The sequence below is a fragment of the Litchfieldia sinesaloumensis genome, from assembly GCF_900156865.1.
Lineage (GTDB): Bacteria > Bacillota > Bacilli > Bacillales > Bacillaceae_L > Ferdinandcohnia > Ferdinandcohnia sinesaloumensis.
On sequence record NZ_LT732529.1, the window covers coordinates 3365511 to 3385426 of the forward strand.

Annotated in this window: 15 protein-coding genes; 2 read left to right on the forward strand and 13 right to left on the reverse strand. The window is 41.5% G+C overall.

Annotation, left to right across the window (positions count from 1 at the left end; translation table 11 throughout):
* Window positions 1-25 precede the first annotated feature (25 nt).
* The 7 genes from icmF to CZ490_RS16575 all read right to left on the reverse strand — a co-directional run bounded on the left by icmF (window position 26) and on the right by CZ490_RS16575 (window position 11090).
* Window positions 26-3286, reverse strand: a complete 3261-nt coding sequence (icmF, locus tag CZ490_RS16545) for a fused isobutyryl-CoA mutase/GTPase IcmF (protein ID WP_077619939.1) — start codon at window positions 3284-3286, stop codon at window positions 26-28.
* A gap of 117 nt (window positions 3287-3403) precedes the next feature.
* Window positions 3404-4024, reverse strand: a complete 621-nt coding sequence (locus tag CZ490_RS16550) for a TetR/AcrR family transcriptional regulator (RefSeq protein WP_077619940.1) — start codon at window positions 4022-4024, stop codon at window positions 3404-3406.
* 144 nt (window positions 4025-4168) lie between these two features.
* A complete protein-coding gene (locus tag CZ490_RS16555) occupies window positions 4169-5308 on the reverse strand; it encodes an acyl-CoA dehydrogenase (RefSeq protein ID WP_077619941.1) in 1140 nt (379 codons plus the stop codon).
* Between the two features lie 46 nt (window positions 5309-5354).
* Window positions 5355-6488 (reverse strand): acyl-CoA dehydrogenase, encoded by a 1134-nt coding sequence (locus tag CZ490_RS16560; protein ID WP_077619942.1) that lies wholly within the window; start codon window positions 6486-6488, stop codon window positions 5355-5357.
* Window positions 6489-6687: 199 nt separating this feature from the next.
* A complete protein-coding gene (locus CZ490_RS16565; RefSeq protein WP_077619943.1) occupies window positions 6688-7542 on the reverse strand; it encodes a 3-hydroxybutyryl-CoA dehydrogenase in 855 nt (284 codons plus the stop codon).
* A gap of 37 nt (window positions 7543-7579) precedes the next feature.
* Window positions 7580-8758 (reverse strand): acetyl-CoA C-acetyltransferase, encoded by a 1179-nt coding sequence (locus CZ490_RS16570; RefSeq protein ID WP_077619944.1) that lies wholly within the window; start codon window positions 8756-8758, stop codon window positions 7580-7582.
* A 211-nt stretch (window positions 8759-8969) separates the two neighbouring features.
* Window positions 8970-11090 carry a (Fe-S)-binding protein gene (locus CZ490_RS16575; RefSeq protein ID WP_077619945.1) on the reverse strand — a complete coding sequence of 707 codons (2121 nt, stop codon included), beginning with the start codon at window positions 11088-11090 and terminating at the stop codon, window positions 8970-8972.
* 170 nt (window positions 11091-11260) lie between these two features.
* Here CZ490_RS16575 and cls point away from each other — a divergent pair, with 170 nt between their 5' ends.
* On the forward strand, window positions 11261-12466 hold the full coding sequence (gene cls, locus CZ490_RS16580; protein ID WP_077619946.1) for a cardiolipin synthase: 1206 nt from the start codon (window positions 11261-11263) through the stop codon (window positions 12464-12466).
* Window positions 12467-12600: 134 nt separating this feature from the next.
* Here the strand turns inward: cls and CZ490_RS16585 are convergent, their stop codons facing one another.
* The 6 genes from CZ490_RS16585 to speE all read right to left on the reverse strand — a co-directional run bounded on the left by CZ490_RS16585 (window position 12601) and on the right by speE (window position 17558).
* Window positions 12601-12780 (reverse strand): XapX domain-containing protein, encoded by a 180-nt coding sequence (locus tag CZ490_RS16585; protein ID WP_077619947.1) that lies wholly within the window; start codon window positions 12778-12780, stop codon window positions 12601-12603.
* A gap of 77 nt (window positions 12781-12857) precedes the next feature.
* Window positions 12858-14528, reverse strand: a complete 1671-nt coding sequence (gene argS / locus CZ490_RS16590) for an arginine--tRNA ligase (protein WP_077619948.1) — start codon at window positions 14526-14528, stop codon at window positions 12858-12860.
* Window positions 14529-14960, reverse strand: coding sequence for a YwiB family protein (locus CZ490_RS16595; protein ID WP_407639791.1), 432 nt, complete (start codon window positions 14958-14960; stop codon window positions 14529-14531).
* A 115-nt stretch (window positions 14961-15075) separates the two neighbouring features.
* A complete protein-coding gene (locus CZ490_RS16600; RefSeq protein ID WP_077619950.1) occupies window positions 15076-15453 on the reverse strand; it encodes a cytochrome-c oxidase in 378 nt (125 codons plus the stop codon).
* 384 nt (window positions 15454-15837) lie between these two features.
* On the reverse strand, window positions 15838-16716 hold the full coding sequence (speB, locus tag CZ490_RS16605) for an agmatinase (protein WP_077619951.1): 879 nt from the start codon (window positions 16714-16716) through the stop codon (window positions 15838-15840).
* 14 nt (window positions 16717-16730) lie between these two features.
* Window positions 16731-17558, reverse strand: a complete 828-nt coding sequence (speE, locus tag CZ490_RS16610; RefSeq protein WP_077621097.1) for a spermidine synthase — start codon at window positions 17556-17558, stop codon at window positions 16731-16733.
* Between the two features lie 243 nt (window positions 17559-17801).
* Between speE and CZ490_RS16615 the strand changes: the two genes are divergently transcribed.
* Window positions 17802-19871, forward strand: coding sequence for a transglycosylase domain-containing protein (locus tag CZ490_RS16615; protein WP_077619952.1), 2070 nt, complete (start codon window positions 17802-17804; stop codon window positions 19869-19871).
* The last annotated feature ends 45 nt before the right edge of the window (window positions 19872-19916 follow it).

Here is a 19916-nt window from a genome sequence, read left to right on the forward strand (position 1 = left end):
TTTTTGACTCAGCCTCGATGTTTTTCTACATATTTCTACGATATTGCCCGCCAACTTCATAAAGTGCCTGTGTAATTTGGCCAAGGCTAGCAACTTGAACCGTTTCCATTAACTCTTCAAAAATATTACCATTCGTAATCGCAACCTGCTTTAGCTTATTCAGTGCATCTTCTACTTTATCCTTATTTCGCTCTTTGAATTCTTGCAAATTTTTAATCTGTAGTTCTTTCTCTTCTTTCGTTGCTCGAGCAAGTTCAATGTTATTTAAGTCTTCCTCTGTTGGTGGATTAGGATTTAAGTAGGTGTTAACTCCAATAATCGGAAGTTCGCCTGTATGTTTTTTCATCTCATAGTACATTGACTCATCCTGAATTTTTCCACGTTGGTACTGTGTTTCCATTGCCCCAAGAACACCACCTCGGTCATTCAGGCGATCAAACTCCTGAAGCACAGCCTCTTCAACTAAATCAGTAAGCTCCTCGATTATAAAAGAGCCTTGAAGTGGATTTTCATTTTTGGTTAAACCGTGTTCTTTCGTGATAATCATCTGAATTGCCATAGCACGTCGAACCGACTCCTCTGTCGGCGTTGTAATCGCCTCGTCATATGCATTAGTATGAAGCGAATTACAGTTATCATGAAGTGCCATTAGAGCTTGTAGCGTTGTACGAATATCATTAAAGTCAATTTCCTGTGCGTGGAGTGAGCGTCCCGATGTTTGAACATGGTATTTTAATTTCTGGCTACGTTCATTTGCTCCATATTTCTCTCTCATTACAGTCGCCCAAATACGACGTGCGACACGGCCAATCACCGTGTATTCAGGGTCTAAACCATTGCTGAAAAAGAAGGATAAGTTAGGTGCAAAATCATCTATATTCATGCCTCTACTTAAATAATACTCTACATATGTGAACCCATTAGACAACGTAAACGCAAGTTGAGAGATTGGGTTTGCCCCTGCTTCAGCGATATGATAGCCAGAGATTGAAACTGAATAATAGTTTCTTACCTTATGATCAATAAAATACTTCTGAATATCACCCATCATTCGGAGTGCAAATTCAGTTGAGAAAATGCAGGTGTTCTGACCTTGGTCTTCTTTTAAAATATCAGCCTGAACTGTTCCACGGACTGTTTGTAATGTTTTTGCACGAACTTCTTGGAACTCCTCGACCGTTACTATTCGTCCAAGCTCCTGTTCACGCTTTTCTACTTGTTGGTGAATCGCCGTGTTCATGAACATCGCTAGGATAATTGGTGCTGGCCCATTGATTGTCATTGATACAGATGTGGATGGAGCACACAGGTCAAAGCCTTGGTAAAGCTTCTTCATATCATCTAACGTACACACGCTGACTCCACTTTCGCCGACTTTTCCATAAATGTCAGGGCGATAAGCCGGGTCTTCCCCGTATAACGTGACAGAGTCAAATGCTGTGCTTAACCGCTTTGCATCATCATCCTTTGAAAGGTAGTGGAAGCGACGATTTGTTCGCTCAGGCGTACCTTCCCCTGCAAACTGGCGCTTTGGATCTTCACCTTCACGTTTGAATGGAAATACACCTGCTGTATAAGGGAATGCTCCAGGAACGTTTTCCTTGTAAACCCAACGGAGAATTTCCCCAAAGTCCTTAAAGCCTGGCAGAGAAATTTTCGGAATCGATAAACCAGAAAGACTTTTTGTTTTTAAAATCGTGACAATTTCCCTGTCGCGAATTTTGGTTATGAATTTTTCACCCTTGTATGTTTCCTTTAGGGAATCCCAGTTTGCAAGAATCTTTTTTGATTCATCCGTAAGCTTTGCTTCATATTGTGTTTGAAGGGTTTCAAGGGCAATGAGGACCTCTTTGTTATCGAGCTCCTTCACACTTTCAATTGTACCGCTAATTTGGAATAGCTTTCTGGCGATTTCCACCTGTTCAGCTGCTTTTTTATGATAATTTCGAACCGTTTCGGAGATCTCACGTAAGTAATAACGACGGTCATTTGGGATAATTACATTTTGCTTTTGAACATCTGCCGTTTTTTCGAACGACGTTTCCCAGTTCGTGCCCATTTTTTCATTCATTTTATCAACTAAATTGGCAAAAAGGGCGTTCGTTCCTGGGTCATTAAACTGACTTGCAATGGTACCGAATACTGGCATTTCTTCATACTCTTTTTCAAATAAAAGGTGACTTCTCTGGTACTGTTTTTGCACCTGACGTTTTGCATCTTCAGAACCCTTGCGCTCAAATTTGTTAATGACAATCAAATCCGCATAGTCGATCATGTCGATTTTCTCAAGCTGGGAAGGTGCCCCAAATTCACTTGTCATGACATACATCGAGATATCACAAACCTCTGTAATTTCGGCATCCCCTTGGCCGATCCCGCTCGTTTCAACAATGATTAGATCAAAACCGCCAGCCTTTGTAACGGCAATAGCATCTTTAATAGCTAGTGATAGCTCTGATTTAGAACCCCTAGTTGCAAGACTCCGCATATAAACCCTTGGTGAGAAAATCGCGTTCATCCGAATGCGGTCACCTAGTAGGGCGCCACCTGTTTTTTGCTTGGTTGGATCAACGGATAGAATCGCCACTTTCTTATCATCAAACTCATTAATAAAACGACGAATCAGTTCGTCAGTAAGTGAACTCTTCCCAGCTCCCCCAGTTCCGGTAATTCCAACAACTGGGACGTTTTTTTCAAGGTCTTTGACTTGTTGAATGATGGTTTCTGCAGCTGCAGCACTTTCATCGGTAGAACCAATTTGGTTTTCTGCAATTGTAATGAGCTTTGCGATTGTTTTATAATCCCCATTTTGAAGAAGCTCCAGCTCATCAGTAAGATTCGTGCTAGTTGGATAATCACATTCATTTAGCATCTTGTTAATCATTCCCTGAAGCCCTAAGATACGTCCGTCTTCCGGTGAAAAGATACCAGCAATGCCGTATTCATGGAGTTCCTTAATTTCACGAGGAATAATAACGCCTCCACCACCGCCATAGATTCGGATATGGGCTGCTCCTCTCTCCTTCAGAAGATCATACATATATTTAAAATATTCAACATGACCACCCTGATAGGAGGAAATCGCAATACCTTGAGCATCCTCCTGGATTGCTGCATTCACCACTTCTTCGACCGAGCGGTTATGCCCGAGGTGTATCACTTCTGCCCCACTTGCTTGCAGAATGCGACGCATAATATTGATTGAGGCATCATGTCCATCAAATAGACTTGAAGCCGTTACAAATCGAACATGATGCTTTGGACGATAAACCTCTACCGTACTCATTTCCTCTCCCCCTTATAAGAAAAGCGCAAAGGCGCACAGCTTTAGGCGACAAGCATTCACAGAAGGTGTATTTACCTTCCGACCTGATTGTCTTTTAACCTCAAGCTAGAAATTACACTACTTTTCAATCCCCTTTAATAAAAGCTCCGTTTGCATATCAATATATTCATCAAGTGTGAAGAGCTTACGCATTGCCCAGCGGCGAAAGCCCCACATCTGTCCTTGAACGAAAATATTATGGGCAACTAACTCAACCTGTTTTTTCGGCAATTGAAGTTCCCCGTTTGCAATGCAATCTTCAATTGCTTTTTCAAACATGCCGACCATTTCTACTTCCTTATTTAACACATACGGAAGTGCGTCCTTTGAAAGCGACTTTGCCTCTTGATAAAGCACAAGTACTTCATCCTGCATTTCGTCCATAACTAAAAAATAGTTGCGGATGGCTAGTTTCAAGCCTTCAATGCTGCCTTCTTTGGTTGTAATTGCTTGCTGAAGACGTTCTTGAACCTGGTCATAAATACCGTCTACTACCAAATACAGAACATCCTCTTTTTTTCGAATATATTCATAGAGTGTGCCGATGCTAAAGCCTGCCGCTTTCGCAATCTCTCTCGTTGTCGATCGATGAAACCCTTTTTCTTTAAAAAGAGTCACCGCACCCTTAATCATCTGATCCCTTCGTTTCTTAATCAACTTCTCATCCTTCACCGAAGCTGGAACATCATTCCTTCGCACTATGTCACCTCCAACTTAAAAAGTGCAAGGCGCCGTCTATCGGCTTAGACCATAGAACCGATGGCGCCTGGAGCTAGACTTCTTGGGACAAGTTCGGAGTCCCACCCTTTGTTGCTGGGACTCCGAACCTGTCCCCCTGTCCCACTATTTTGTTAACATTCTCGAGATTACTAGACGTTGAATTTCTTGTGTGCCTTCATAGATTTGAGTAATTTTCGCATCGCGCATATATCGTTCAACCGGGTAATCCTTTGTGTAACCATAGCCACCAAAGACCTGAACCGCTTCTGTTGTCACTTTCATCGCAGTATCCCCAGCAAATAATTTTGACATCGCAGATTCCTTACCATATGGAAGCCCTTCTGATTCTAACCATGCAGCTTGATAGGTTAAGAGACGAGCTGCCTCGACATTTGTAGCCATGTCCGCAAGCTTAAACCCAACACCCTGTTGAGCTGCAATTGGTTTACCAAACTGAACGCGTTCCTTTGCATAGTCTGTTGCTGCATCTAGGGCTCCTTGTGCAATTCCAACAGCTTGTGCAGCAATCCCATTACGGCCACCATCAAGCGTCATCATTGCAATTTTAAATCCTTCTCCCTCTTCGCCAAGTAAGTTTTCCTTTGGTACACGACACTCTTCAAAGATAATTTCTGTTGTAGGTGACGAACGAATTCCCATCTTCTGTTCTTTCTTCCCAACAGAGAAGCCCGGGAAGTCACTTTCGATAATAAATGCACTTGTACCTTTATGTTTAGATGTTGGGTCTGTTAATGCAAACACCACATAAATATCAGCGATACCACCGTTTGTAATGAAGATTTTTGATCCGTTCAAGACATAATGGTCACCTTCTAATCTAGCCGTTGTTCTCATTCCACCTGCATCAGATCCGGAGCCAGGCTCGGTTAATCCATAAGCACCGATTTTTTCACCTTGCGCCATTGGACGTAAGTATTTTTGTTTCTGCTCTTCATTACCAAATTTATAGATTGGCCAGCCGGCAAGTGACGTGTGAGCTGAAAGTGTAACTCCCGTAGATGCGCACACTCTTGATAGCTCCTCAACCGCGATACAATAGGCTAAATAATCACTACCAATGCCACCATATTCCTCAGGCCACGGAATTCCTGTTAACCCGAGCTCTGCCATTTTATCGAAAATATCACGGTCAAAGCGTTCCTCTTCATCGCGCTCTGCCGCAGTTGGTGCAACCTCATTCTTTGCAAAATCACGAACCATTTTACGGATCATTTCATGCTCTTCAGACAACTTAAAATACATATCCATTCCTCCATTTGGGACAGAGGGACAGGTCCCTCGTCCCACTTTATAAATGTTTGCTGATTACGATTCTTTGGATTTCGCTGGTACCTTCATAGATTTCGGTTATTTTAGCATCACGGAAGAATCTTTCGACCGGATAGTCCTTGGTATAGCCGTAACCACCATAAACTTGTATCGCTTCTGTTGCGACCTCTACCGCGGTTTTCGATGCAAATAACTTCGCCATTGAGGATTCTTTCCCAGCTGGTAAGCCTTGCTGTTGTAGAAAGGCAGCTTGATAGACTAATAGTCTTGCCGCTTCAACATTTGTTGCCATATCGGCTAGTTTAAAACCAACTCCCTGCAAAGAGGCTATCGGCTTTCCAAATTGATAGCGTCCTTTCGCATACTCCACTGCGTGTTCAAGTGCTGCCTCAGCGATGCCAAGTGCCTGTGCAGCGATGCCAATCCGACCGATTCCAAGATTGGCCATTGCCACCTTAAAGCCCTCACCTTCGACTCCTAGGATATTTTCAGCAGGCACCTTAACATCCTCAAGTGTAATTTGAAGTGTACGCGAGCCTTGGAGTCCCATTTTATGTTCATCTTTCCCGAACACAAAGCCCGGTGTATTTTTTTCAACAATGAATGCTGTGATGCCTTTACTACCTGTTTCATTCGCATTTGTGCGGGCAAAGACAATGTATACATCCGCTTCTCCACCATTGGTGACGAAAACCTTTGACCCATTTAATACATAATGATCGCCCTGCTTTAAGGCTCTTGTTTTTAAGCTTGCGGCATCTGAGCCAGCGCTCGGTTCAGTGAGACAAAAAGCCCCAAGATACTCCCCACTCGCAAGCTTTGGAATGTATCTTCGCTTTTGTTCCTCTGTACCGAAATACAGAATGGGGTTCGTACCAACAGAAGTATGAACCGATAAAATAACCCCTATTGTCGCGCTTACCTTAGACAATTCATTTATCGCAATGATATAGGACGTAAAATCCATTCCAGCGCCACCGTATCTTTGCGGAACCGTGATCCCCATTAAGCCCAATGAAGCCATCTTTGAAAGGATTTCTCGTGGAAACTCTCCCTTTTCCATTCGTTCCACAAACGGAGCAATTTCCTCTTTCGCAAAGTCACGGACCATTTTTCGCATCATTTCTTGCTCTTCTGTAAAATGAAAATTCATGCTGTTTCCCTCCAATGTGGGATCTTATTGATATGGGTTATTTGTAAGAGTTGTCAAATCAAATACGCCTTGGCGTATTTGTGCCCAGATTTTTTCGAGCTAGCTCGAAAAATTTCCTTTGAAAATCTGTGGCATCCGCCGGAGGCTTTAACGTTATTCTGCGGGGGTTTAACCCCTGCTGAATAACGTTAGCACACCCCTATCCTTCGTATGTGTAGAAACCTCGACCTGATTTTTTACCTAACCAACCAGCCTTCACGTATTTACGTAACAACGGACATGGTCTGTATTTGTCATCTCCAAAGCCTTCGTGAAGGGTCTCCATAATATATAGACATGTATCTAGCCCGATAAAATCAGCCAGGGTTAGGGGTCCCATTGGATGGTTCATTCCAAGCTTCATCACTTCATCAATCGCTTCTTTTGTGGCGACACCTTCATAAAGTGTATAAACAGCCTCGTTGATCATCGGCATTAAAATACGGTTGGACACAAACCCAGGGAAGTCATTTACTTCAACCGGGACCTTATTCAATGTTTTTGTCATATCTTCAATGACTTGATAGACTTCATCGGTGGTTGCTAACCCACGTATAATTTCTACTAATTTCATGACAGGAACTGGATTCATAAAATGCATGCCAATTACTTTTTCCGGGCGCTTTGTGGCTGCGGCAATTTCAGTAATTGGTAGAGAGGAAGTATTTGTTGCTAAAATAGCATTCTGAGGTGCAATTTCATCTAGTTGAGAGAAAAGTTTTGTTTTGATATCCATGTTTTCAACGGCCGCCTCGATCACAAGGTCGACATCACTTGCATTCTGTAAATCAAGAGACGGCGTAAGCCTTCCCAGGGTTGCCGCCTTGTCTTCTTCACTCATGCGCCCTTTTTCGACTTGACGTGAAAGGTTTTTCGTAATTGTCCCAAACCCACGGTCTAGATAGTCTTGCTTTAGGTCATGGAGCTTTACATCGTATCCAGCCATTGCACAAACCTGTGCAATCCCAGAGCCCATTTGTCCGGCACCAATTACCATCACTTTTTGTACATTCATTTAACAAACCTCCTCAGGAGTAGTAAACTACCCTTTTTTAGACTTCCACCATTATCGCGTCGCCTTGGCCACCACCACTACAGATTGCAGCTATTCCGACTCCACCGCCACGGCGTTTTAATTCATGAATAAGCGTAATGATAATTCGTGCACCACTTGCTCCAATTGGATGACCGAGTGCAACAGCTCCACCATTGACGTTCACTTTTTCAGGATCAAGATTTGCAATTTTTCCGCTAGTTAACGCTACCGCAGCAAAGGCTTCATTGATTTCAAATAAATCAATTTCATCAACTGTTTTACTTGTCTTTTTGAGCAGTTCATTAATGACAAGTCCTGGGGTCTTTGGGAAATCCTTTGCTTCAACCGATATCGCGGCATGAGCAAGTATCGTTGCAAGCGGTGTTTTCCCTTCCTGCTTTGCCCGCTCTTCACTCATCAGTACAAGTGCAGCTGCACCGTCATTTACACCTGGCGCATTTCCGGCTGTAATTGTACCGTCTGCATTGAACACTGATTTAAGCTTCGCAAGTTTTTCAATCGTTGTATCTGCTCGTGGTGCTTCGTCTTGATCAACTACACTAACCGCACCTTTACGACCCTTGACTTCTACAGCAACAATTTCCTCAGCAAATTTTCCTGACTCTATTGCGGCAATTGCACGCTCGTGGCTACGGTATGCCCACTTATCTTGTTCTTCACGTGAAATCTCTAATTCTGTTGCGACTTCATTGCCGTAGGTTCCCATATGAACACCCTGGAAGCTACAGGTTAGGCCGTCATGAACCATTAAGTCCTTTAAGCTGGCATCTCCCATTCGTAGTCCAAAGCGTGCTTTCGGTAAAAAGTAAGGGGCATTGCTCATTGACTCCATACCACCAGCGACAATGACCTCTTCGTCACCAGAGCGAATGATTTGATCAGCAAGCGTGACGCTGCGAAGCCCAGATGCACACACCTTATTGATGGTCTCCGTTTTTACTTCCCACGGAATACCTGCATTTCTCGCAGCTTGGCGTGAAGGAATCTGACCTTGGCCACCTTGTAACACAGTACCAAAAATAACTTCATCAACAGACGTACCTTCGACTCCAGCACGTTTTAGAGCCTCCTTAATTGCAATTCCTCCAAGCTCGGACGCTGATAATGAACTCAAACTTCCCCCTAATTTTCCAAACGGAGTACGAACACCACTGACAATTACTGTTTTCCCCATGCTCAAACCTCCCTGTTTTTGATTCGACACTCTCTTGTCGAAACCGCTTACATTATTTCGACTGAACGCTCGCTCAGACTCGTCCGAAAGAAGGAGGCGTACATATTGTACACCTCTATAACTCTTATTCTATTATACTTACAACACTTTATATGTTTCCTATATTTCTAGTTTACAATATTTAAGATGGAAATTAAATCTAATTTTACCACTAAGATGCAATTTCCTTTTGTTCACCGATAATTGATCTTTCTAAGATTTCAGCGATATCGTACGTACCAATTTGGTCTTCTACTTCCTTCGCCTTCGTTCCATCACTTAGCATTGTTAAACAGTACGGACATCCAGAACTAATGGAGGTCGGATTAACAGCAATGGCTTGTTCTGTTCTTGCAACGTTAATACGAGTACCAGTGTCCTCTTCCATCCACATTAGACCACCACCAGCACCACAACACATTCCTTTTTCACGATTACGTTCCATCTCAACTAATTGTACACCTGGAATTTGTTTTAAGATTTCGCGTGGTGGATCGTAGACATCATTGTATCGTCCTAAATAACAGGAATCATGCCATGTGATAACTTCGTTTACTGCATGCTTCGGAACCAATCTTCCCTCTTTTACTAGGTCATATAATAGCTCTGTATGGTGCAAGACTTCAACATCTTCAAGACCCATATCTGGATATTCGTTTTTAAAGATATTGTAGGCATGTGGATCGATTGTTACAATCTTCTTCACTTCTGCCTTTTCAAATTCAGCAATGTTGTTTGTTGCAAGCTCTTGGAATAGGAATTCATTACCGAGACGACGTGGTGTGTCACCCGAGTTTTTCTCCTTATTTCCTAAAATCGCAAATTTGACACCTGCTTCATTCATCAACTTTGCAAATGATAATGCGATCTTTTGGCTACGGTTATCAAACGCACCCATTGAGCCAACCCAGAATAAATATTCAAATTCCTCGCCAGATTTTTTCATTTCTTTTACTGTTGGAACATGAACATCTTCACGGGCTTCACGCCAGTTTTCTTTTTCCTTACGGTTTAACCCCCAAGGATTTCCTTGGCGTTCAATATTCGTCATCGCACGCTGTGCATCTGCATCCATCTTTCCTTCTGTTAGAACAAGATAGCGACGTAAATCAATGATTTTATCAACATGCTCGTTCATTACTGGACACTGATCTTCACAGTTACGACATGTCGTACATGCCCAAATTTCTTCTTCTGTAATCACATCACCAATAAGGCTAGGACTGTATGCTAATTCAGCAGTCGCAGCCGTTTCATTAGCACCTTGGCTAGCTGAAGCAAGCGCTAACTGATTGCCTTTTGTATGAGAAAATGCAACAGCAGGTACCCACGGAACGCGTGATGTTACGACTGCACCCGTTTCCGTTAAGTGATCACGCAATTTCACAATTAAGTCCATTGGCGATAGCATTTTTCCAGTTCCGGTTGCTGGACACATATTGGTACAACGTCCACATTCTACACAAGCATAAAGGTCAACTAACTGTGTTTGCTTGAAGTCTTCAATTTTTCCAACACCAAATGTTTCTTGTGTTTCATCTTCAAAATCAATTTTTTCAAGCTTGCCTGGGCTTGTTTGTCTGCTTAAAAATACGTTTGCTGGCCCCGCAATTAAATGGGCGTGCTTTGATTGTGGTACATAAACTAAGAAACTTAATAGGAAGATGAGGTGAATCCACCATGCAATATAGAAGATGACAATTGCTGCTGTTTCACTTAGTCCGCCTAAAGCAAGCGAAATAACAGATGCAATTGGCTCTGTCCAGGTTGCTTCATGTCCGTGCCATACTAATGCCGCACCGTTTCCTAGTAATACAGATAGCATTAAGCCGCCAATAAATAGAAGTACTAGTCCGGATTTAAAACCTCTTTTTAATCGCACTAACTTTTCAACATAACGACGATGGAAAGCCCATACGACTGCTACTAGAATCATAAATGTGACAATCTCTTGGAAAAAGGTAAAGCCAGGGTACAATGGTCCAAGTGGAAGATGGGACTCTGGTTTTAGCCCTTTCCAAATAAAATCAATTGCGCCAAATTGGACAAGGATAAATCCATAAAAGAACATAACATGGATGATTCCGCTTTTCTTATCCTTTAACAGCTTCTTTTGTCCAAACACATTGATCCAAATTTGCTGAAGACGCTCTTTTACTTTCCCATCAAATTCAACCTTCTTGCCGAGCTTGATATAAGCAATTCTTGTCTTAATTAAATATACAAATAGATAAACTGCGTAAGCGGTTACAGCAAGAAATGCAAGCAGGTTAATAATTAAAAGAGTATTCATGTCTAAACTCCTTTCATGTGTTGTAATGGAAATAATTTTCTGACTATATAGTTCATACCTCCATTATATAATGAATGAGCATTCAGTCAATATTTTTATTTAAAAAACTCAAATAATCATTTTAATTTTAGTATAAACTAAGTGACAGCCTAAAGAAGGAGGAGTATCGATTGTTGCGAACTATCATCTGGATCGTCCTTATTATCATTATTCTATTACTGTTACTCCGCCTTGATTACAGTCTCGGTAGAAAAAGTCATTTAAAAAAACAAGTAGAAGAGGAATTCCCCCAACGAAACAGTGATATTGCCCTCTTTGCCACAGGCGAAATACTCTTCAAGGATTTATTTTCAGAAATCCAAAATGCCACAAATCATATTCATGTTCAGTTTTATATTTTAAAGGATGATGATATTAGTAAGGAATTTGTTGAACTTCTTAAAAAAAAATCGGAGCAAGGTGTAAAGGTACGGTTACTCTTGGATTGGGTAGGGAGTCACAGCGTTACAAAAGAGATGGAAAAAGAAATGGCTCGCTCTGGCGTTTCACTTGGCTATAGCAATAAGCCGAATTTCCCTTACTTTTTTTATAAACTCAATGAACGCAATCATAGAAAAATTTCGGTAATTGACGGAAAAACAGGTTATATAGGTGGCTTCAATATTGGAAAAGAATACCTCGGGCAAGATCCGGAGCTAGGATTCTGGCGTGATTATCATTTAAAGCTGACCGGTGAAGGAGTTACCGACCTACAAACGCAGTTTCTAGAAGACTGGCAACACTCGACTAAAGAAGCTGTCGCTACTAACGAGGATTATTTCCCACCTCAACCGAAAGGAAAGTCACAAACGAAGCTTATTCCAACAAATGGAGCTCACCTCGAAAATAATTTTGTGAATATGGTCAAAGGTGCTGAGAAGGAGATTATTATTGGCTCACCTTATTTTATACCCGGTGAAAAAATCAAGAATGAACTGAAAAATGCGGTTAAACGGGGGGTTAAGGTTCGTATCCTTCTCCCGAAAAAGCCGGATCATCCACTTGTAAAAGAAGGAGCCATTCCCTTTATGGATGAGCTTTCAGATACCGGCATTCAGTTTTATATGTACACAAAGGGGTTTTATCACGCCAAAGTCATTTGTGTTGACGATAAGCTTTGTGATATTGGAACAGCTAATTTTGATAAAAGAAGTTTGTATTCAAATTATGAGATTAATTGCTATATCTATGATAAAGATGTGATTCAACAGGTCAAGGATCTTGTTGAAGAGGATTTTACGAATTCAAACAAGCTTACTCGTGAACGAATCAATGAATTAAAGGCGGAGAATACGTTTAAAATTAAGATTGCAACGTGGATCTCGCATTTTTTATAGGGGGTTTGGCGTTTTTAGCTTTCGAAATGTACTCTTGAGTGTGGAATACTGTCACTAATTCAGGAATACTGTCACTATCAAAATATAGACATACAAACGCACTACCTAAAAAAGCACCCACACCGGGTGCTTTTTTATTTCGGTCCAAATTGTATCAAGGGTGCCACCCATTGGAACAGCTTAAACCCCAAGTAAATGCCGACTATTCCAGTAACCCCTGCGAGTGCTGGTGGTGCGGGAATCGGTAGTTTTAAAAGTGCAAATAGAAAGCCAACTATGACACCTGTTAAGAGTGCCAAAATCACTTCTTTCATGTATGTACCTCCCTTTTCCCTTCATTATTCCCGCATAAAAGGCCCTCTACTCAAAGTAGGGGCCTTGTGTAAAAAGATTACATTTTTTCTGGTGCTGATACACCGATTAATTTTAATGAATTTTGTAATGTGATTTGAACGGCCTTCATTAATGCAAGGCGTGCTTTTGTTTTTTCAAGATTGTCTTGGTCTAACACTTTTTCTGCATTATAGAAGCTATGAAGTGCTGCTGCAAGCTCATTAATATAGTTTGTGATGCGATGTGGAATTCGCTTTTCAGCCGCTTCTGTTACAGCTGCCGGGAACTCACCAAGCTTTTTCAACAAATCAACCTCTTTCTCAGAATTGATATAAGAAAGCTCGTAGTTTCCGTCTAACGCAATATTCATCTCATCACCAGAACGAAGCATGCTGCAAATACGCGCATGTGCATATTGTGCATAGTATACAGGGTTCTCGTTTGATTGTGATACAGCTAAATCAAGGTCAAAATCTAGATGTGTATCAGAACTTCTCATCGCAAAGAAGTAACGTACTGCATCTAAACCAACCTCTTCAGTCAGCTCGCGCATCGTAACAGCCTTACCTGTTCGCTTACTCATCTTCATCTTCTCACCATCTTTAAAGAGGTGAACAAGCTGAATGATTTCGACCTCGAGCGTATCTTCGTTATAACCTAGTGCTTGAATTGCTGCCTTCATACGTGGAATATATCCGTGATGGTCAGCACCCCACACATTGATTAATTTCTCAAAGCCGCGCTCAAGCTTGTCCTGATGGTATGCGATATCAGGAGTTAAATAGGTGTATGAACCGTCATTTTTAATTAATACGCGGTCTTTGTCATCGCCAAACGCGGTTGAACGGAACCAAGTTGCACCATCTTCTTCATAAATATGATCCGCTTTACGTAGTGCTTCAAGTGCTCTATCAATTTTTCCATTATGATATAAAGAAGTCTCAGAGTACCATACATCAAAACGAACGCGATACTCTTCTAAATCCTTTTGAAGCTTCTCCATTTCATACTTCAACCCATATTCACGGAAAAAGTCGAAGCGCTCCTTCTCGTCCATGTCTACATACTTATCACCGAATTCTTCAGCAAGGCGCTTTCCGATTCCAATAATATCTTGGCCATGGTAGCCGTCCTCAGGCATTTCTGCATCCTTACCAAGAGCTTGCAGATAACGTGCTTCAACTGACTTCGCTAGATTATTAATCTGATTACCAGCATCATTAATATAGTACTCACGTGACACGTCATAGCCCGCTTTGTCTAAAATATTACTTAAAGAATCACCAACAGCTGCCCCACGAGCATGTCCAAGATGCAGGTCACCTGTTGGGTTTGCTGAAACGAACTCAATCTGAACCTTGAGATTGTTACCAACATTTGTTTCTCCGTACTTCTCGCCAGCTGTTAAAATAGTCGGAATAAGGTCCGTTAAGTATGAATTGTTCATATAAAAATTGATAAACCCAGGTCCTGCGATTTCAATTTTTTCGATTGATGCTTTGGATTTGTCAAAGTTAGCAACAATGTCGTCTGCAATCATACGAGGTGCTTTTTTCGCCACACGTGCAAGTTGCATCGCCATGTTTGTCGCATAGTCTCCATGCGCTTTATCCTTTGGAAGCTCTAATACAGCTTCTGGAATTTGGTCTTCCGTAGCTAGTCCCGCTTTTAGAACCGCATCCTTAATTTCCGCTTTCAAGCGTTCTTTTACTTGATCTACAACATTCATCTAGTTTCGCTCCTTAAATGTAATCGATATTTTATGTAGTCCAGACTTTTCACCATGCAGTGAAAGCTCATATGCTAAAAACAACGTCCCTTTTCGAGAGTTTTTATACCATTTATATTCGATATTATTTGTTTTTGCGGTAAGGTCAAAAGTCCCGAGCTCACTTTGAAATGAACCGTTTGTCGTTTCATTCTTCCGGTAAACCTGACGCATCTTCACCTGGCCCGAACGAAGAATGAGAACCTCTTTTTCTGAGATTTTAATGACCGTCTTTACCGTCCCTGTTTCCTGCTTTTCGTCAAACTGCAAGTATGTATTGTTTCCTTTTAAGTAGTATAGACCATTCGCGTCAAAAGCAACATTCTCTTTTCGCGGTCCTTCCTTAATTTCGGTTACAAATTTAAGTGTAATCGGCGTTCCTGCTTGACTCATTTTCACACATCCCTATAAGTCATTAACTTTACTAGTATACGGCATTTTGCTTAATGATTTCAAATTAAAATAGAAAAACTCGACCTTAGCCGAGTTAGGTAGTTATATGAAAGTATCATTGCTTTGTGACTTTGACATTCATAAAAACGTTGATCACAAAAAGGATGATAGCAAGGGTTGTGAGTGTGCCACCGATTGCAATCGCTGGTTCAACAGCAGGATTTCCGAGCATTAACAGAGTGAGTCCGACCATCATCACAGGCAAACCAATGTTATGAAGCCAAAAATGAACTTTTCCTAGCTTCGACTCTCCTGCTTGCGGAAATAAATAATATACAATACCTGCAAGCCCCATTGAAGCCCAGCCGAGTAGGTTAATATGAACATGGACTCCCGTAAGTGTGTAGTTGTGTGACATCGACATGCCCATACCAATAAGTACTCCAATCACAAAGTAAAGAGCGGCCATTTTGATAAAGCGAACTCCAACCATTAAATTCCTCCCTCATCAAATAAAATATAGTTCAAATGTATTATATTCGCCTGATTCGAAAGAATTGTCATAATGGGTAAAATTAATTTATGGAGGACTTTAGTTCCAGAGGGGTAGGGCTTGGCTCGGGGACAAACTTCAGCGATAGTATACTGAATTGTCTCTGAGACCTCGGCTCAAGGACAATACTTGGATATCCGGTAGTGTATTTGTCTCTGATAGACCCTTTCAAAGACATTTTGAAAGCTACACCCCTACTATTTGTCTTTGATAAGCCTCCTCAGAGACATTACAAAATCTACAGCCACCAAAATAGTCCCGACCCCCTAAGTCCCACTCACTAAAAAAAGCCTGAGCCCAAGGCCCAAGCTTTAACAAGACTACTTATTTTTTCTGTACCCACCCTAAAATCATCTCACGAATCAGCTTACTTGCTGTATTTGCTGTTTGTTCAGACGGGTCATAGATTGGTGCAACCTCTACCAAATCTGACCCAACCACACGCACATCGGATTTTGCTATCTCATGAATTGAAGCTAATAGCTCCTTCGACGTGATTCCACCTGCATCCACAGTTCCCGTACCCGGTGCATGTGCTGGATCTAACACATCAATATCAATCGTTACATACACAGGACGACCCGCTAGCTTAGGAAGAATCTTTTTCAATGGTTCAAGCACTTCAAATTTTGAAATATGCATCCCATTTTCCTTCGCCCACTGGAACTCTTCCTTCATACCTGAACGAATACCAAATGAAAATACATTCTCTGGGCCAATTAAGTCTGCAATTTTACGAATTGGTGTAGAGTGAGAAAGTGCTTCTCCCTCATAATGCTCACGTAAATCTGTATGGGCATCCATATGAATAATTACAAGATCGCGATACTTTTTATAAACAGCCTTCATGACTGGCCATGATACCAGATGTTCGCCACCCATACCTAGTGGATATTTCCCTGCAGCAAGCACTTGATCAACAAAATCCTCAATCTCATCAAGACTGCGTTGCGGGTTTCCGAATGGTAATGGAATGTCACCGGCATCGTAATATTTCACTTCTTCTAGCTCTTTATCAAGATATGGACTATATTCCTCAAGTCCAATGGAAACCTCACGAATCCGGCTCGGGCCAAAGCGTGAACCTGGACGATAGCTTACTGTCCAGTCCATCGGCATCCCGTAAATGACGGCTTCACTCTCTTCAAAACTCGGATGGCTTTTGATAAACACATTTCCTGAATAAGCTTCATCAAATCTCATCGAAAATCCTCCAATTATTTCGTTAAATCAGCAACAAATTTCGGTAGTACGAACGCTGCTTTATGAATCTCTTTCGTGTAATACTTCGTGTCAATCTCATGGAAACGATCATCACTTACTTCTAATGGATCATGTTTCTTTGAACCGATAGTAAAAGTCCATAGACCACTTGGGTATGTTGGGATGTTCGCAATATAAAGTCGAGTAATCGGGAAGATTTCCTTCACATCACGTTGTACATTGCGGATTAGGTCTGGCGTGAACCAAGGATTGTCCGATTGTGCAACAAATACACCATCTTCTTTCAATGCCTTCGATATTCCTGCATAAAAGCCTTTTGTAAACAGATTTACCGCTGGGCCTACAGGCTCAGTGGAGTCAACCATGATTACATCATACTCGTTTTCACTGTTTGCAATATGCATGAAACCGTCGTCCACCTTCACGTCAACGCGTGGGTCTTCAAGCTTTCCAGCAATTTCAGGTAGGTATTTCTTTGAGTACTCAATTACTTTTCCATCAATATCAACTAAAGTTGCCTTTTTTACACTTGGATGTTTAAGGACTTCGCGAATAACACCGCCATCACCACCGCCTACGACAAGTACGTTTTCAGGGTTTGGATGTGTAAACAGCGGTACATGTGCCACCATTTCGTGGTAAACGAACTCGTCGACTTGAGTTGTCATAACCATACCATCAAGGATGAGCATGTTGCCGAATTCCTCTGTTTCTACCATATCAAGCTTCTGAAACTCAGTTTGTTCTGTATGTAAGGTTTGTTTAATTTTTGCTGTAATACCAAAGCTTTTTGTTTGTTTTTCTGTAAACCATAATTCCATTTTTATAACATCCTTTCGATTGAAAAATTCAGAGTTTCCTATCTCTTTAACGTTCCCTATTCCCGTTAAAAAATCGATGTCAACTTCAAAAAGTATAAGGCAACGTTCCAAAATTGCAAGAAAATTTTTCATGTTTTAGCAAATTAATGTTTAAAACACTCTAATTTTTTTCATACTGATTGATATATGACTAAAAAACGGCTTACATACAGCCTTCAATCTATAAAAGAGAGGTGAACCCTGGTGGAGCTCATCACAAATGACCGGTTAAAAATCGTATTAAAAATCATGCGAGCCTGTTTATTCATCACTTTAATCGGCTGTGCCCTTGTGGCTGTCGGAATATTGGGCGTGATTACCTACGCGAAGACACAGGGGGCACCTCCTCTTGCTGTCCCTTTATCAACCTTATTTTATGCGGAGGATGGAACCTTAATTGGGGAAGAACGCCATCAAGGTGAGACTCGATACTGGGTATCACTTGATGATGTTTCAGAAGCCGTCATTGATGCAACAATCTCCATCGAAGACCGTAATTTCTTCGACCATCATGGCTTTGACTACAAGCGAATTGGCGGAGCGATTATTGCAGATATAAAAGCAATGGCGAAGGTCCAAGGGGCAAGTACAATTACGCAGCAGTATGCTCGGAACCTGTTTTTAGAGCATGAAAAGACATGGAATCGAAAGCTCACTGAGGCCTTGTACACGATTCGACTTGAACTTAATTATTCTAAAAAAGAAATTCTCGAAGGTTATTTGAATACAATTTATTATGGTCATGGTGTCTATGGTGTTGAAGCAGCATCAAATTATTATTTCGGGAAAAGTGCAAGTGAACTATCGCTTGCAGAAGCCTCGATGCTCGCCGGAATTCCAAAGGGACCTACACATTACTCGCCACTCGCAAATGAGGAAAAAGCTAAGCAACGTCAAAATGTTGTTTTACACTCAATGGTAGAGAATGGCGTAATTTCGAAAAAAACGGCCGATCAAGCACATGCCGAAAAACTTGCTTTTACTGGCACCAGAATAGCTGGGCGTGAGGACATCGCTCCTTATTTTCAGGATATTGTCAAAAAAGAGCTTCACTCAAAGCTCAAGCTTGATCAACAAACAATTGAAACAGGCGGCTTACGTATCTATACGACGCTCGACCCTGATCTTCAAACAATTGCTGAAAAAAATGCGACTAATTTTATTGAGGAAGAATCTAAGATTCAACTTGGTTTTGTTGCAATGGACCCGGAAAATGGCGAGGTAAAAGCGCTAATTGGTGGACGGGACTATAAGGAAAGTCCGTTTAACCGAGCAACTCAAGCCATTCGTCAACCAGGTTCGACCTTTAAACCGATTTTATATTATGCAGCACTCGAAAAAGGCTACACACCGTCAACACCCATTCGAAGTGAGCTAACAACCTTTTCATATGACGACAATCGCTCAACATACACACCACGAAACTATAAAAATTACTATGCGAACGATTCAATCACATTAGCACAGGCGATTGCGTTATCTGACAATGTGTATGCAGTGAAAACACATCTGTTTCTTGATGATGGAGAGCTTGTTGATACTGCGAGAAGGCTAGGGATAAAAAGTAAACTGAAGGACGTCCCTTCGCTCGCACTAGGGACTTCTGGGGTTAGCGTCATGGAGATTGTAAACGCATATGCCACGCTCGATAACAAGGGGATGCTACATCAACCTGTTTTTATTGAAAGAGTAGAAAACTACAAGGGTGAAGTGATTTATGAAAATACTCCTGAACCGAAACAGGTGCTTGATGAGGATCTCGCGTTTGTGACAACACAGCTAATGACGGGCATGTTTGATGAAAAATTAAATGATTATACATCCGTAACAGGATCTACAATTAGTGATAAATTGACTCGCTTTTACGCTGGAAAGTCAGGTTCGACTGACACAGACAGCTGGATGGTTGGATATTCTCCACAACTTGTTGCTGGGATTTGGACTGGCTACGATAATAATGAACCTATTACAGTTGTGGCTGAAAAACAAGTTGCCAAAAATATTTGGGCTGGATTCATGGAGGAGGCCCATGAGGATATTCCGCCAACACCATTTAAACCAACAGAAGGTGTTGTTGGTGTCTATGTAAACCCAGAAACGGGTTTACTTCCGACAAAGGATTGCCCAATATCAAGACTGACTTACTACAAACAAGGGACCGAACCTACTGAATATTGTTCAAAACAAGCTGAAGATGAAATTGAGGATTCTCCATCAAAAGAAGAAGAAAAGCAGAAAAAGGGATTCTTTAAACGAATTTTTGATTGGTTCTAGGGACAGAGGGACAGGTCTCTTGTTCCAGGACTTGAGGTATTTTTT

Bases quoted from the DNA above. Each gene is read 5' to 3' on its own strand.
- icmF (WP_077619939.1), bottom strand. From the start codon at position 3,286: ATGAGTACGGTAGAGGTTTATCGTCCAAAGCATCATGTTCGATTTGTA.
- CZ490_RS16555 (WP_077619941.1), bottom strand. From the start codon at position 5,308: ATGTATTTTAAGTTGTCTGAAGAGCATGAAATGATCCGTAAAATGGTT.
- CZ490_RS16560 (WP_077619942.1), bottom strand. From the start codon at position 6,488: ATGAATTTTCATTTTACAGAAGAGCAAGAAATGATGCGAAAAATGGTC.
- CZ490_RS16565 (WP_077619943.1), bottom strand. From the start codon at position 7,542: ATGAATGTACAAAAAGTGATGGTAATTGGTGCCGGACAAATGGGCTCT.
- CZ490_RS16570 (WP_077619944.1), bottom strand. From the start codon at position 8,758: ATGGGGAAAACAGTAATTGTCAGTGGTGTTCGTACTCCGTTTGGAAAA.
- CZ490_RS16575 (WP_077619945.1), bottom strand. From the start codon at position 11,090: ATGAATACTCTTTTAATTATTAACCTGCTTGCATTTCTTGCTGTAACC.
- CZ490_RS16585 (WP_077619947.1), bottom strand. From the start codon at position 12,780: ATGAAAGAAGTGATTTTGGCACTCTTAACAGGTGTCATAGTTGGCTTT.
- argS (WP_077619948.1), bottom strand. From the start codon at position 14,528: ATGAATGTTGTAGATCAAGTAAAAGAACGCTTGAAAGCGGAAATTAAG.
- CZ490_RS16595 (WP_407639791.1), bottom strand. From the start codon at position 14,960: ATGAGTCAAGCAGGAACGCCGATTACACTTAAATTTGTAACCGAAATT.
- CZ490_RS16600 (WP_077619950.1), bottom strand. From the start codon at position 15,453: ATGGTTGGAGTTCGCTTTATCAAAATGGCCGCTCTTTACTTTGTGATT.
- speB (WP_077619951.1), bottom strand. From the start codon at position 16,716: ATGAGATTTGATGAAGCTTATTCAGGAAATGTGTTTATCAAAAGCCAT.
- speE (WP_077621097.1), bottom strand. From the start codon at position 17,558: ATGGAATTATGGTTTACAGAAAAACAAACAAAAAGCTTTGGTATTACA.